At 74.3% G+C, this 14,364-nt stretch carries 11 protein-coding genes; 8 read left to right on the forward strand and 3 right to left on the reverse strand.

Annotated features, from left to right (window positions below):
- Nucleotides 1-6 precede the first annotated feature (6 nt).
- Together fes and FHX40_RS07110 are read right to left on the reverse strand one after the other, a co-directional pair.
- Nucleotides 7-1,167, reverse strand: coding sequence for an enterochelin esterase (gene fes, locus FHX40_RS07105; RefSeq protein ID WP_142258873.1), 1,161 nt, complete (start codon nucleotides 1,165-1,167; stop codon nucleotides 7-9).
- Nucleotides 1,164-3,278: an iron ABC transporter permease gene (locus tag FHX40_RS07110; RefSeq protein WP_142258874.1), complete on the reverse strand. Its 2,115-nt coding sequence runs from the start codon at nucleotides 3,276-3,278 to the stop codon at nucleotides 1,164-1,166. The genes fes and FHX40_RS07110 overlap by 4 nt, the downstream gene beginning before the upstream one ends.
- Before the next feature lie 56 nt (nucleotides 3,279-3,334).
- Between FHX40_RS07110 and FHX40_RS07115 the strand changes: the two genes are divergently transcribed.
- The 6 genes from FHX40_RS07115 to FHX40_RS07140 all read left to right on the forward strand — a co-directional run bounded on the left by FHX40_RS07115 (nucleotide 3,335) and on the right by FHX40_RS07140 (nucleotide 11,007).
- On the forward strand, nucleotides 3,335-4,315 hold the full coding sequence (locus FHX40_RS07115; protein ID WP_142258875.1) for an ABC transporter substrate-binding protein: 981 nt from the start codon (nucleotides 3,335-3,337) through the stop codon (nucleotides 4,313-4,315).
- A gap of 117 nt (nucleotides 4,316-4,432) precedes the next feature.
- Nucleotides 4,433-5,134, forward strand: a complete 702-nt coding sequence (locus FHX40_RS07120) for an HAD family hydrolase (protein WP_142258876.1) — start codon at nucleotides 4,433-4,435, stop codon at nucleotides 5,132-5,134.
- Nucleotides 5,135-5,281: 147 nt separating this feature from the next.
- Nucleotides 5,282-6,034 carry an SRPBCC family protein gene (locus FHX40_RS07125; RefSeq protein ID WP_142258877.1) on the forward strand — a complete coding sequence of 251 codons (753 nt, stop codon included), beginning with the start codon at nucleotides 5,282-5,284 and terminating at the stop codon, nucleotides 6,032-6,034.
- Nucleotides 6,035-6,395: 361 nt separating this feature from the next.
- The gene (locus FHX40_RS07130) at nucleotides 6,396-8,480 is read left to right on the forward strand and encodes a hydantoinase/oxoprolinase family protein (protein ID WP_142258878.1); all 2,085 of its coding nucleotides are present in this window, start codon (nucleotides 6,396-6,398) and stop codon (nucleotides 8,478-8,480) included.
- Nucleotides 8,477-10,327: a hydantoinase B/oxoprolinase family protein gene (locus FHX40_RS07135; protein WP_142258879.1), complete on the forward strand. Its 1,851-nt coding sequence runs from the start codon at nucleotides 8,477-8,479 to the stop codon at nucleotides 10,325-10,327. Before FHX40_RS07130 ends, FHX40_RS07135 begins: the two co-directional genes overlap by 4 nt.
- A 5-nt stretch (nucleotides 10,328-10,332) precedes the next feature.
- On the forward strand, nucleotides 10,333-11,007 hold the full coding sequence (locus FHX40_RS07140; RefSeq protein ID WP_142258880.1) for a histidine phosphatase family protein: 675 nt from the start codon (nucleotides 10,333-10,335) through the stop codon (nucleotides 11,005-11,007).
- 49 nt (nucleotides 11,008-11,056) lie between these two features.
- Here FHX40_RS07140 and FHX40_RS07145 read toward each other — a convergent pair whose 3' ends face one another.
- Entirely contained in the window at nucleotides 11,057-11,587 is a 531-nt protein-coding gene (locus FHX40_RS07145; RefSeq protein WP_229788664.1) for a uridine kinase family protein, read from the reverse strand.
- A gap of 108 nt (nucleotides 11,588-11,695) precedes the next feature.
- On the opposite strand from FHX40_RS07145, the gene FHX40_RS07150 reads away from it, so the two are divergent.
- Together FHX40_RS07150 and FHX40_RS07155 are read left to right on the forward strand one after the other, a co-directional pair.
- Nucleotides 11,696-12,862, forward strand: coding sequence for a CaiB/BaiF CoA transferase family protein (locus FHX40_RS07150; protein WP_142258881.1), 1,167 nt, complete (start codon nucleotides 11,696-11,698; stop codon nucleotides 12,860-12,862).
- 2 nt (nucleotides 12,863-12,864) lie between these two features.
- Nucleotides 12,865-14,364, forward strand: coding sequence for a carboxyl transferase domain-containing protein (locus tag FHX40_RS07155; protein ID WP_142261602.1), 1,500 nt, complete (start codon nucleotides 12,865-12,867; stop codon nucleotides 14,362-14,364).

Raw genomic sequence — 14,364 nt, forward strand, 5'->3', positions numbered from 1 at the left:
GCCTCCTCAGCCGTCCCGGCCCCAGGCGCGGGTCAGGTGGATGAGCCCGTCGGCGAGCCCGCCCCGCCAGCAGGCGTAGTCGTGGCCGCCGTGGAACTCGCGGAAGGTGATGTCGTAGCCCTTGTCCCGCAACGTCGCGGCGAAGCGGCGGTTCTCGTCGAGCAGCAGCCACTCCAGCCGCCCCGCCTCCAGGTAGAACCGCACCGGCCGCCGCTCCGCCGCGGCGTACCGGCGGGTCAGCCACTCGGGGTCGTCGTCGCTCCACCAGTACGAGCCGGACTGGGAGAGCACGTTGCCGAACCGCTCCGGGGCGAGGAACGCGGCGAACGAGGCGGTGAGCCCGCCGAAGCTCTGCCCGGCGATGATCGTGCGCGCCGGGTCGGCGGTCACGCCGTGCTCGGCCTGCGCCCACGGCAGCAGCCGGTCGGCGAGGAACCGCACGAACGGCTCGTGGCAGGCGAGCTCGGCGTGCCGGGTGTCCCGGTCCACCGCGTCCGGCATCACCACCACCATCGGCGGCACCACCCGGTCCGCGACGAGGTTGTCCATCGTCGTCGGGGCCATGTCCTTCCACACGTCCCCGTCGAGCAGCACGAGCACCGGGTACGGCCCGGCACCCGCGGCCGGGGTGTGGACCCAGACCCGCCGCCCGTCGAGCACGTGCTCGTGCACGGTCCCGCGCGGCACGCCCGGACGCTCGGCCACGTACGGCTGGGCCGGGGCGTCCGGCAGCTCGAGCAGCGAGGACGGCGGCCTGCCGTGCTGGCCGGGCAGCACGGCCGGGTTGCGCGGGTCGGGCAGGGCCTCGTCGAGCACCCGCCGCCAGGTGTCGCGGTCGGTGCCGGGCGGCTCGTCGCAGGGGAGGATCTGGTAGGACACGCGCAGGTCGGAGCCGAGCTCGTAGCTGCGGTAGAGCACGTCGGTGCCCGGCACCCGCTCCATCAGGTGCCCGGACAGGTCCCCCTCCCAGCGGGCGCGGTCGGTGAGCGTGTGGAGGAGCACCAGCGCCCCGCCCTTCTCCGCCCGCCACAGGAAGGTCACCCGCCGCGTTCCGGGGTCGGCCGTCTCCTCCACGATGGGGCAGCGGTCCACGCTCTCCCAGAACCCGGGCCGCGCCATGCGCTCGGTCAGCGAGTCCACCGGCGACACGTCATCCCCTCCGGTCATCCGTTCCGATCGGTGAGCAGGGTCCACAGCAGGAAGGGGCCGCCGAGCACGCTCGTCACCACCCCGACCGGGATCTCCGCGCCGGACACCACCACCCGGCCGAGGGTGTCGGCCGCGACCACGAGCGCGGCCCCGGTGAACGCCGAGCCGAGCAGCGGCACCGCGGCCGGCCCGGCGAGGCGGCTCGCGATCACCGGCGCGGCGAGCGCGACGAACGCGATCGGCCCGCCCACGCCCACGGCGAGCCCGGCGAGCGCGACCGCGGTGGCGAGGGTGGCGAGCCGGGCCCGGGCGGCGTTCATGCCGAGCGCGGTGACCACCTCGTCGCCGAACCGCATCAGCCCGAGGCGGCGGCAGGCGGCGATCGTGGCGGGCAGCAGGATCGCCAGGCCGATCGCCACCGGCAGCGCCACGCCGTACCCGCGGCCGTTGAGGCTGCCGATCGACCAGACGTAGACCGCGGTGGCCGCGGTGAGCCCGCGCCAGGCGAGCACGGTCTCGGTGAGCGCGGCGGCGATCGCGGTCACCGCGAGGCCGGTCACGATGATCCGGTAGCCCTGGGTGCCGGTGCCGCCCGCGATGGCGAGCACGACCAGGGCGGCCACCGCGGAGCCGAGCGGGCCGATCCACCAGTGCGCGAACATCGTCGGCGCGGCGCTGACCAGCCCGGCGACGAGGATCGCGACCACCGCGCCCTGGTTGACGCCGAGCAGGTCGGGGGTGGCGAGCCGGTTGCGGGCGAGGGTCTGGGTGAGGCACCCGGACAGGCCGAGCGCCGCCCCGGCGACGAACCCGGCCGCCACCCGGGGCAGCCGGAACTCGTGCACGAGCATGGTCGTGGCCGGATCGCCGAGCCCGACCAGGGCCCGGGCCGCCTCGGCCACGGTGGCGCCCGCCTGCCCGGCGGCCACCCCGGCGAGCACCGCGGCCCCGGCGAGTACGGCGAGCAGCGTGGCCGCGACCGCCGGGCGGACGCGCACGCGCAGCGACACCGGCCCGGCCCGCAGCACCCGCGGCCGGTCGGTGCGCGGCCACGGCGGCCGCACCGGGAGCCGCCAGGGGAGCGCCCGCGGACGCCGGCCCGCGGCGCGGCGCACGAGCCGGTCCCCGGCGCCCGCCGCCACCGCCCGGGAGCGGGCCACGACGATCAGCACCGGCCCGCCGACCAGCGCCACCAGCAGCGACACCGGCGCCTCGTACGGCCGGATCACCACCCGGGCGAGCACGTCGGCGGCGAGCAGCACCACGGCGCCGATCAGCCCGGACGCGGCGAGCCGCGCCCCGACGTTCGCGCCCGCCACGGCGCGCGCGAAGAAGCCGGACAGCAGCCCGAGGAACCCGATCGGCCCGGCCACGGCGACCGCGGCCGCGCTGAGCAGGGTGACCGCCGCGGTCACCGTGATCCGGGTGAGCGCGGGCCGGCTGCCGATCGCGCGGGCCACGTCGTCGCCGAGGGAGAGCGCGGCGAGCGGCCGGACCGCGGCGATCGCCACGGCGAGCCCGACCGCGAACGCCGGGGCGACCGCGGCGAGCCGCTCCGGCGGCACCCCGGCGAGCGAGCCGAGCACCCAGAACCGGTACAGGTCGTAGGTGGTGGTGTCGGACATGAGGATCGCGGAGGTGAGCCCGCCCAGGGTGGCCGAGAGCGCGGCCCCGGCGAGCACCAGCCGCAGCGGGGAGGCGCCGCGGGCGATGAGCAGCACCACCGCGCTCGTGGCGAGTGCCCCGCCGAGCGCCCACACCAGGTACGCCCCGCCGGTCTGCGCGCCGGCGAGCGTGATGCCGAGCACGACGCCGAGGGCGGCGCCGGAGTTGACCCCGAGCAACCCGGTCTCGGCGAGCGGGTTGCGGGTGACGGTCTGCAGCAGCATCCCGGAGATGCCGAGCGCGGCCCCCACCACCACGGCGGCGGCCGTGCGGGGCAGCCGCAGCGTGGTCACCACCATCTCCAGGTGTGCGTCGGCCGACTCGCCGAGCAGGTACGCGATGACCTGCCCCGGCCCGATCCGGCCGGCCCCGGTGAGCATGGAGGCGCACGCCAGGAGGATGAGCGCCAGACCGAGCGCGGTGAGGACGGTGCGGACACCGGCACGGCGCACTTGCGTAAGCATAAGGTAAGGCTAACCTAAAGAAGGTAAGCCTTACCTTTGCATCGGGAGCTTTTCGCATGTTCGCATTCCGCCGCGTGGGCGGGCTGATCGCCACCACGGTGCTCGCCGCGCTGGCCCTGGCCGGCTGCGGTGGCGGCGGTGACTCCGCCACCACCGGTGAGGCCGCCCCCGACTCCTCGTCCTCCGCCGCCGCGACGCGGCAGATCAAGGACGCGACCGGCACGATGATCACCGTGCCGGCGAACCCGCAGCGGGTGGTCACCCTCACCCAGGAGGACCTCGACGCCGCCCTCGCCCTCGGCGTCAGGCCGGTCGGCATCACCAACGGCCAGGGCCTCGACAGGCCTCCGGCGTACCTGGAGGACAAGGTCGCGGGCATCCCGATCGTCGGCAACCTGCTCCAGCCGGTGATCGAGAAGGTGGTCGAGGTCAAGCCCGACCTCATCCTCGCCGGTGACATGCAGGACCAGCAGATCCTCGACCAACTCAGGAAGATCACCCCGGCGACCGTCGTCACGATGGCCCCCACCGACGACTGGAAGCTGTCGTTCAAGGCGATCGCCAACACGCTCAACAGGCTCGACGAGGCCGAGAAGGTGCTCGCCGACTACGAGGCCAAGGTCGCCGAGGTGAAGGGCAGGCTCGGAAAGAACGCCGGCGCCGAGGTGAGCATCGTGCGGTGGAACCCGCAGGGCCCGAGCTGGATGGAGAAGCGGCAGTTCTCCAGCATGATCGCCACCGACCTCGGCCTCAAGCGGCCCAAGGCCCAGGACAAGGACGGCACCGCCCACTCCATGCCGCTCAGCCTCGAGGCCCTCGACGAGATCGACGGCGAGTGGCTGTTCTTGTCCAGCCTCACCGAGGACGGCCGGAAGGCGCTCGACGAGGTCAAGGAGACCAAGGCGTTCAAGGAGCTCGACGCGGTCAAGAACGGCCGCGTGGTCACCGTGGACGGCTCGGTGTGGAGCACCCGCGGCGGCCCGCTCGCCGCCCAGGTCGTGCTCAGCGACTACGCCAAGGCCCTCGCCGACGGGTGACCGGCTCCCCCTGACCGGAAAACCTCGCCATCCCCGCGTTCCAGCGTTCCCCCGACGCTCCGCACCCCCGCGCGCACCGGCTCACCGCGCGATCATGCGGCCGGTTAGCATGCGGGGGTGCGAACGCTTGTGCTCTGGGACATCGACCACACCCTCATCGACGTCGCAGGGCTGAGCCGGGAGATCTACGGCGCGGTGTTCCGCGACGTCACCGGCCGCCCGGTCACCCGTTTTCCGGACATGTCGGGCCGGGCGGACCGCTCGATCATCACCGCGCTGCTCGACCTCAACGGCGTCCCCGCCACCGGCGACCTCGTGGACACGTTCGCCGAGGCACTCGCCAAGACGTACGAGGACCGGCGGGACGAGCTCACCGTCCGCGGCCGGGAGCTCCCCGGCGGCCGGGCCGCGCTCGCCGCGCTCGCCGGGCGCCCCGACGTGGCCCAGTCGGTCCTCACCGGCAACATGAAGCCGATCGCGATCTGCAAGCTCACCGCGTTCGGCCTGCACGAGTACGTCGACTTCGACATCGGCGCGTACGGCCTCGACGGGCTGGAGCGGCCGTCCCTCGTCCGGTTCGCCCGCGAGCGGGCCCGGGCGAAGTACGGCCGGGCCTTCGGCGCGCACGACACCGTGCTGATCGGCGACACGCCCCGGGACGTGCAGGCCGGGCACGAGGGCGGCGCCCGGGTGGTCGCGGTCGCCACCGGACGCAGCGACGCCGCCGCCCTGCGCGCCGCCGGCGCCGAGATCGTGCTGCCCGACCTCGCCGACACCGCGGCCGTGATCCGGTCGATCCTCCAGGCCGGCGACGGCTGAGCCGGAGGCCGCCGAGGGCGAATCCACACCGTGCGCAAGAGCCGGCCGTGAGCGAGGGCTGACGATCCCGGCCCTGGTTGTGGGGCAGATCTTGCCGTTAAGGCGTGGCCGGGGCGTTCCTTAGAGTGGCGGGCACGGAGGTTCGCCATGAAGATCACCGGCAGTGCCGTACTCGGTGTCGAACGCGCCCGATTGTGGGCGGCGTTGCAGGACCCGGCGGTGCTCGCGTGCACCATTCCCGGATGTGAGCGGCTTGAGGCCCTCGGCGGCGACGTCTACCGGATGACGCTGACCGCCGGGGTGGCGTCGATCAAAGGCGTGTACGAGGGCGAGGTCGCGCTCGCCGAACCGGAGGAGCCCGAGCGGTTCACGCTCCGGGCCCGCGGCCAGGGCGCGCCCGGCACCGTGGACGCCACCGTCCGGGTACGGCTCAGCGAGACCCCGGGCGGCACCCGGGTCGACTACGACGCCGAGGCCGTGGTCGGCGGCATGATCGGCGGCGTCGGCCAGCGCATGCTCAGCTCGGTCGCCCGGCGCACCGCGGGCGAGTTCTTCGCCGCCGTCGAGCGCCACCTGACCGCCGCCCCCGTCGCGGCGGCCGTACCCGCTCCCGCGCCCGCCCCGGAGACCGCCTCCGCGGCCGCCGCGGGGAGCCCGGTCGAGGCCGCGGCCAACGGCGCCGCGGCCGCCGAGCCCGCCGCCGCGACGGCTGCTCCCGCGCCGTCGGCCGGGTCGCGTCCCGTCGCCGGGCAGGTGTTCGAGCGCCCGAAGGAGCCCGCCAAGCAGGCCGCGCAGCACCCGCAGGCCTGGACGACGCTCACCGCCTTCGTCCTGGGCGCGATCATCGCGCTCGGCAGCGCGGTCATCGGCTGGCTGCTCGGCCGCGCCGGCCGCCGGTGACGCCGGCCGGAAGCGGCTGATCGGCGCCGGCCAGGGGTTGACCGTACGGCGCCGGCCGGGAGGTAATGCTCACGCGGCGCCGTACACGGCGATGGCAAAAGCCGACAACGACCGACGCGGTTTTGCAGCACGCGATTCACACCACGCGATTGGCACACGCGATTGACGCGGTGAACGGGCGGTGGCCCGGCCGCGCCGGCGGGCCGTGGGGCGGCCCGCGCCGAGCCGGCCGGGCCACGGCCATGCGATCGGGGGCATTCTGGCAACGATCACCGAAAAGCCCGGCTCCCTTGGGCAGGGTATGCCGATTCCCCCGGGCCACCACCATCGATAGACACAGGGATATGGGTGCGGAGAAGGCATGAGTCGGGACAAGGCACGCGTGCGGATCGGCATCGACACCGGCGGCACGTTCACCGACGTGGTCGCGGTCGATGAGACCACCGGCCGGATCGTCACCACCAAGACCCCCTCGACCCCGGCGGACCCGGCGGACGGCTTCATGGCCGGCGTGGCGAAGGTGCTGTCCGACGCCTACGGGCTCGACATCACGCTCGACGACGTCGTCGGCATCGTGCACGGCACCACCGTGGCGACCAACCAGCTGCTCGAGGACCGGCCGCAGGACCTCGGGTTCATCACCACCGAGGGCTTCGAGTTCCTGCTGGAGATCGCCCGGCAGAGCGTGCCGGACGGCTACGGCAACTCGTACTTCTGGGTGAAGCCGCCGCGCATCGTCCCGGTGCACCGGGTCAAGACCGTGGGCGGCCGCCTCGACCACCTCGGCAACGAGGTGCGCCCGTTCGACGAGGAGGAGGCCGTGCGGGTGGCGCGGTGGTTCCGCGACCGCGGGATCAACGCGATCGGCGTGTGCTTCCTGCACTCCTACGCCAACCCCGCGCACGAGGAGCGCATGCGCGAGGTGCTCGCCCGCGAGCACCCGGAGGCGGTCGTCTCCATCTCCAGCGAGGTGCTGCGCGAGTACCGCGAGTACGAGCGCTCGGTCACCACGCTCGTCGACGCCTCGGTCAAGCCGACGATGCGCCGCTACATCGCCATCCTGTCGCAGCGGCTCGGCCGCGGCTTCTCGGTGATGAAGAGCAACGGCGGCGTGCTGTCCGCGACCGAGGTGGTCAACCAGCCGATCACCACCGTGCTGTCCGGCCCGGCCGCGGGCGCGCTCGGCGCCGCGCTCATCGCCTCCACCGCGGGCCACCCCTCGGTGATCACCCTCGACGGCGGCGGCACCTCCACCGACGTCGCGGTCATCGTGGACGGCGAGCCGTCGATCACCACCGAGGGCACGATCGGCCGCTACCCGTGCAAGATCCCGATGATCGACATCGTCACGGTGGGCGCGGGCGGCGGCTCGATCGCGTGGATCTCCCCGGAGGGCACGCTCAAGGTCGGCCCGCGCAGCGCGGGCGCCGACCCCGGCCCGGTGTGCTACGCCCGCGGCGGCACCGAGGTCACCGTCACCGACGCGCACGTGTTCCTCGGCCGCATCCCGCCGCACCTGCTCGGCGGCGAGATCCCGCTCGACGTCGCCGCCGCCAGGGCCGCGATCGAGGAGCTCGCGACCAAGCTCGGCCTCACCCCCGAGCGCACCGCCACCGGCGTGCTGGAGATCAGCGCGTTCAACCAGTCGAACGCGATCCGGCAGATCACCGTGCAGCGCGGCCTCGACGTGCGCGACTTCCCGATGGTCGCGTTCGGCGGCTCCGGCCCGCTGCTCGTCTGCCGGCTCATCGACATCCTCGGCCTCAAGGCGGTGATCGTGCCGCCGGACCCGGGCAACGTGTCCGCGTTCGGCCTGCTCACCGTGGACGTGAAGAACGACTACGTGCGCACGTTCGTCACCCGCGACCGGGACCTCGACCTGGCGGCCGCCGCGCGCGTCCTCGCCGAGCTGGAGGCCCAGGCCGCCGACGCCCTCGACCGCGAGGGGTTCGCCCGCGACCGGCACGTCTACGCCCGCAGCGTCGACCTGCGCTACTACGGCCAGGCGTACGAGGTGCGCGTCCCGGCACCGTCCGGCCCGGTCGACGAGGCGTGGCGGGCGGCCGTGGTCGACCGGTTCCACGAGGCCCACGAGCGGCTGTACGGCTACGCGTACCGGGACGACCCGCGGCACGCGGTCGAGTGGGTGAACCTGCGGGTCTCCGGCATCGGGCCGATCAACCGGCCGAAGATCGCCGAGCGGCCGCGCCGCGCCCCCGGCGAGCGGCCGCCGCAGCCCGCGTACCGGCGCGTCTTCTTCGACGAGGACGGCGCCGGCTGGCGCGACACGCCCGTGTACGACCGGGGCGGCCTCGCGCCCGGCGACGTCATCGACGGCCCCGCCGTCATCGAGGAGTACGGCTCCACCCTTCCCCTCCACCCCGGCTTCCGGGCCGAGGTGGATGCCTACGGCAACATCGTGGTCGAGCGCAGGGAGAACCAGTGACCGAGCAGAAGGCGCCCGCCGCCACCGTGGACCCGGTGCTGATCGAGATCGTCGAGGGCACCCTCGCCTCGGTGGAGAAGGAGGTGGAGACCGCGATCGCGCGGACCGCCCGCTCCCCGATGATCCGCGACGCGCACGACTTCCGCGCCGGCATCCACGACGTGAAGCTGCGCAAGCTCACCGGCCGCTCCTACTCCGCCCTGGTCAACCCGATCGTCCGGGACTTCCCGATCGAGACGATGAACCCGGGCGACGTGTTCTTCCACAACGACGTCTACCTGTCCGAGGGCGGCATCGGCCACCTGCCCGACCTGTGCGTCACCGTGCCGGTGTTCCACAAGGGCGAGGTGGTGGCGTTCGTCCAGGCGTTCGGCCACCACGACGACATCGGCGGGGCGGTGCCCGGCTCGATGCCGTCGCACGCGCGCAGCGTGTTCGAGGAGGGCCTCATGGTCCCGCCGATCAAGCTGTGGGACCGCGGCGTGCCGAACGAGGCCGCGCTGCGCATCATGACCCGCAACTCCCGCATGCCGGACTCGCTCGCCGGCGACCTCGACGCCGAGTGCTCGGCCTGCCTCATGGGCGCCCGGCGGCTGGCGGAGCTGTTCGACCGGTACGGCCGGGAGGCGGTCGAGGCCTGCTTCGACGCGATCATCGAGAAGACCACCGAGACGTTCCGGCGCGAGCTGCTGTCGAAGATCCCCGAGGGCGCGTACGTCTGGGAGGACTACGCCGAGCACGACGGCGTGGACGAGCCCAAGCTGCACACCCAGCGGATCACCCTCACCGTCGACCACAGCAGGCCCGCGCCGCTGCTCATCGACTTCACCGGCACCTCGCCGCAGGCGAAGGGCCCGATCAACCACGCCGGGGACTACGCCGACGGCGTGTTCCTCAAGAAGTGGCTCGCCCCGATCCTGCGCAACCTCGCCGACACGCCCGAGCGCATGGCCGAGCTCGACGTGAACGAGGGCGTGGTGCCGCTCATCGAGATGCGGTTCCCGGAGAAGGGCACCCTGCTCACGCCGATCTTCCCGGCGCCGACGAACGCCCGGACGTTCGTCATCCTGCGGCTGCTCGGCGTGCTCGCCGGGGTGCTCGCCAAGGCCACCGGGGGCCGCATGCCCGCCGACCAGGAGACGATCCGGTACACCGGCGTGTACGGCACGAACGACGACGGCGAGCCGTACCTGATGCGCGAGGTGCTCGGCGGCGGCTCCGGCGGCCGCTGGTACGCCGACGGCGAGGACACCATCCACGTGGTGCCGGACTCGCGGAACATCCCGGTGGAGTTCGCCGAGGCGCGCTGGCCGCTGCGGGTGGAGCGGCTCGGCCTCGCCGTGGACAGCGGCGGCCCCGGTAGGTTCCGCGGCGGCCTCGGCTACGACAAGCACATCCGCATGCTGCGCGACGCCTCGTTCATGTCGATCGCCGACCGGTCGATCCTGTCCTGCTGGGGCGTGAACGGCGGCAAGGCGGGCCGGCCGTTCCGGGTGGAGATCGAGGGCCGCGAGCTGGAGGGGCTCGTCGACGACGAGCCGGTGCGCGCGGGCGAGGTGATCCGCATCCGCACCACCGGCGGCGGTGGCTGGGGCTCGCCGTACGACCGGGAGCCGGAGCGGGTCGCCGCGGACGTGCGCGACGGCAAGGTCTCCTTCGAGGGCGCCCGCGACGACTACGGCGTGGTGCTCACCGGCCCGCAGGACGAGCCGCAGATCGACTGGGAGGCGACCGAGAGGCTCCGCGCCCGGCTGCGCGCGGCCGACGACACCCCGTTCTTCGACCGCGGCCCCGGCTACCCGATCCTCTCCGGCGGCAAGCTCCACGCCGACGTGGACGTACTGTAAGCGCCATGGGACCTTCAGTGATCATGGCCGTACGGCACGGCGAGAGCGCGGCGAACGCCGCGTTCGCCGAGGCCGCCCGCCGCGGGGAGCCGCTCGCCTTCCCCCGGCCGGACTCCGCCGTCCCGCTCACCGACCGCGGCCGCAAACAGGCGGCCGCGCTCGGCCGGTGGCTCGCCGCCCTCCCGGAGGGGCGGCGGCCGCAGGTCGCCTGGACCTCGACCTACCTGCGGGCCCGGGAGACCCTGCGGATCGTGTGCGAGCAGCTCGCCGAGCCGCCGCCGGTGCACGAGGACGAGCGGCTGATCGACCGGGTGATGGGCGAGCTGTCGCTGCTCAACCCGGAGGCGGTGGCCGAGCGCTTCCCGGAGGAGGCGCGCCGCCGACAGGAGGTGGGGTGGTGGGTCTACCGGCCGCCGGGCGGGGAGTCGTTCCCCGACATCGCGGCCCGGCTGCGCTCCTTCCTCGCCGACCTGGAGCGGGAGGCGGCCGGGCGGCGGGTGCTCGTCGTCGCCCACGACTCGGTCGTGGCCCTGCTGCGGCACGTGCTCGAACACGACGACGACACCGACGTCCGCCACATCGCCGGGTACGGCGAGGTCGCCAACACCGGGATCTCGACGTGGGAGCGCCGGGACGGCCGGCTCCACCTGGTGGAGTTCAACGCCGTCCCCCACCTGTAGGGCCGGTGCCATGCCACACGCGACACGGTACGGCGGGCGGCCTGCGCGGTCAGGCGTCCGCGGGCGGCACCGCGAACTCGGCGGACGGGTCGTGCGGCACCGTGGGCGCGCCGTCCACGCGCAGGTCGGCCCGCGCGGCCGTGCCGTCGGCCGTGAACCACGCGCGCTCGGCGCGCATCCAGTGCTCCCAGCGCTCGCGCAGCTCCGGGCCGTCCCGGCGCAGCACGCGCGCCAGCCGTACCGGATCCGGGGCGGTCACCCAGATCGTGTACGCGAGCAGGTGGGCCGTGGCCCGCCGGGCCGCGCCCACCCCCTCGATCAGCAGCACCGGCGCGGGCGGCACCTCGACCCACTCGACGTACGCGCCGCGCTTCCAGTCGTAGCGGCGGAACCGCCCCGGCCGCCCGTCGGCGAGCGGGGTGAGCACCTGCTCGGTGAGCGGGGCGAACCACGCGTCCGGCGGGCCGTCCCAGGGCACCGGGAAGTCGTCGCTGTGGATCACCTGCGCCCGCGCCGCCGCCCCGAGCCGGCCGGCGAACGTGGTCTTTCCCGAGCCCGCCGGGCCGTCGATCGCGATCAACCGGATGTCTCCCCAGCTTGGCCGTAGGTTTCGGAGAAGTTCCGCCAAGTCGGCAAAGGGGAGGAACGACGGCATGAAGTAGATGATCCCAAGGTTGGGAGGCACGCCTTGCACGGACCCCTCGGCGACATCGTCGTGCTCGATCTCTCCCGCGCGCTGGCCGGGCCCCACGCCGCGCAGATGCTGGGCGACCTCGGGGCCAAGGTCATCAAGGTGGAGCACCCGCAGGGCGGGGACGAGTCGCGGGGCTGGGGCCCGCCGTTCGTCGGCCCCGACCGCGACATCTCCACCTACTTTCTGTCGGCCAACCGCAACAAGCTCTCCATCACCGTCGACCTGAAGTCCCCGGACGGCAAGAAGCTGCTGGAGCGGCTGGTCCGGCAGAGCGACGTGCTCATCGAGAACTTCCGCACCGGCGTGCTCGACCGCCTGGGTTTCCCGGTGGACCGGCTGCACGAGCTCAACCCCCGGCTCGTGGTGCTCTCCATCACCGGCTTCGGCCACGACGGCCCCGAGGGCGGCCGCCCCGGCTACGACCAGATCGCCCAGGGCGAGGCCGGGCTGATGAGCCTCACCGGGCCGAGCCCGGACGAGCCGTACCGGGTCGGGGCGTCCATCGCCGACCTGCTCGCCGGCATGAACGGCGCGTACGGCGTGGTCGCCGCGCTGTATGAACGCGAGCGCACCGGTAAGGGGAGGGTGGTGCGTACCTCGCTGCTCGCCTCCGTGGTCGGCGTGCACGCCTACCACGGCACCGCGTGGACCGTGGGCGGGGTGGTGCCGAAGGCCCAGGGCAACCACCACGCCTCGATCGCCCCGTATGGAGCGTTCCGCTGCGCCGACGGCATGATCCAGATCGCCTGCGGCAACGAGACCCAGTGGCGCAGGCTCGCCCCGATCCTCGGCATCGACCCCTCCGACCCGCGGTACGCCACGAACCAGCAGCGGTTCGCCCACCGCGACGAGCTCATCGCCGACATGGAGAAGGCGCTCGGCACCGCGGACCGCGCCCACTGGCTCGGCCTGCTCGCCGAGGCGGGCATCCCGGCCGGGGCGATCCGCTCCATCGACGAGGTCTACAACTGGGAGCAGACCCGCTCCCAGGGCCTGGTCGTCGAGGTCGACCACCCGGTGCTCGGCCGCATCGAGCTGCCCGGGCCGACGCTGCGGTTCGACGGCCTGCCACCGCGGGAGCACACCCCGCCGCCGCTGCTCGGGGAGCACAACGACGCGGTGCTGGAGTGGCTCGCCGAGCGGGAGGAGCGGGAGCGGTGACCATGTCCGGCCTGAAGCGTCCGGACGCCCGGACGCTCATCACCTCCGTACTCGACGAGAACTCGTGGCGGTCCTGGGACGAGCCGCCGGTCGACCCGGCGCCGCCCGGCTCGCCGTACGCGGACGAGCTCGCCGCGGCGCGCGAGCGCACCGGGTACGACGAGGCCGTGGTGACCGGAGAGGGCCTGCTCGGCGGCCACCGGGTCGCCGTGGTCGCCTGCGAGTTCTCCTTCCTCGCGGGCACGATCGGGGTCGCCGCGGCCGACCGGCTGGTGCGGGCGATCGAGCGGGCCACCCGGGAGCGGCTGCCGCTGCTCGCCGCCACCGCCTCCGGCGGCACCCGGATGCAGGAGGGCACGCTCGCCTTCGTGCAGATGGTGAAGATCAGCGACGCGGTGATGGCGCACCGCGCCGCCGGCCTGCCGTACCTGGTCTACCTGCGGCACCCGACCACCGGCGGGGTGTTCGCCTCGTGGGGCTCGCTCGGCCACCTCACCGCGGCCGAGCCGGGCGCGCTCGTCGGGTTCCTCGGCCCCCGTGTCTACGAGTCGCTGCGCGGCCACCCGTTCCCCGAGGGCGTGCAGGTCGCCGAGAACCTGCACGCGCACAGCCTGGTGGACGCCGTGCTCGAGCCGGGCGAGCTGCGCAGGGCCGCGGTGCGCGCGCTCAACGTGCTGCGCGCCCCGGTGCGCGGCCTCGACCCGGGACCCGCGCCGCAGGAGCGGGCGGCCGAGGTCGACGCGTGGGAGGCGATCACCCGGTCGCGGCGGGACGACCGGCCGGGCGTGCGCGAGCTGCTCGAGCACGCCGCCGCCGACGTCACCCCGCTCAACGGCACCGGCACGGGGGAGGGGGACCCCGGCATGGTGCTCGCCCTCGCCCGGTTCGGTACGGCTCCCGCCGTCGTGCTCGGCCAGGACCGGGGGCGTGGCGGGCGCGTGGTGCCGCCGCTGGGGCCCGCCGGGCTGCGGGCGGCGCGGCGCGGCATGCGGCTCGCCGCCGAGCTGGGGCTGCCGCTGGTGAGCCTCATCGACACCGCCGGGGCCGACCTGTCCCGCCAGGCCGAGGAGGGCGGGCTCGCCGGGGAGATCGCCCGGTGCATCGCCGACCTGCTCAAGTTGCCGGTGCCCACGGTGTCGGTGCTGCTCGGCGAGGGCGCGGGCGGCGCGGCGCTCGCGCTGCTGCCCGCCGACCGGGTGCTGTGCGCCCAGCACGGCTGGCTCGCGCCACTGCCCCCGGAGGGCGCGTCGGCGATCCGCTACCGCACCGTCGACCGGGCGGCGGAGATCTCCCGGGCGCAGGGCGTCGGCTCGGCCGACCTGCGCCGCTCCGGCGTGGTGGACCGGATCATCCCCGAGCTGCCGGACGCCGCGGCCGAGCCGGCGGAGTTCTGCGCGCGGGTGGCCCGCACCCTCGAGTACGAGATCGCCGTGCTCACCGGGCGCGACCCGGCCGAGCGGCTCGCCGCCCGGCACGCCCGGTACCGCACGCTCGGCGGCTGA

Origin of the sequence: Thermopolyspora flexuosa, from assembly GCF_006716785.1 — a bacterium.
GTDB lineage: Bacteria > Actinomycetota > Actinomycetes > Streptosporangiales > Streptosporangiaceae > Thermopolyspora > Thermopolyspora flexuosa.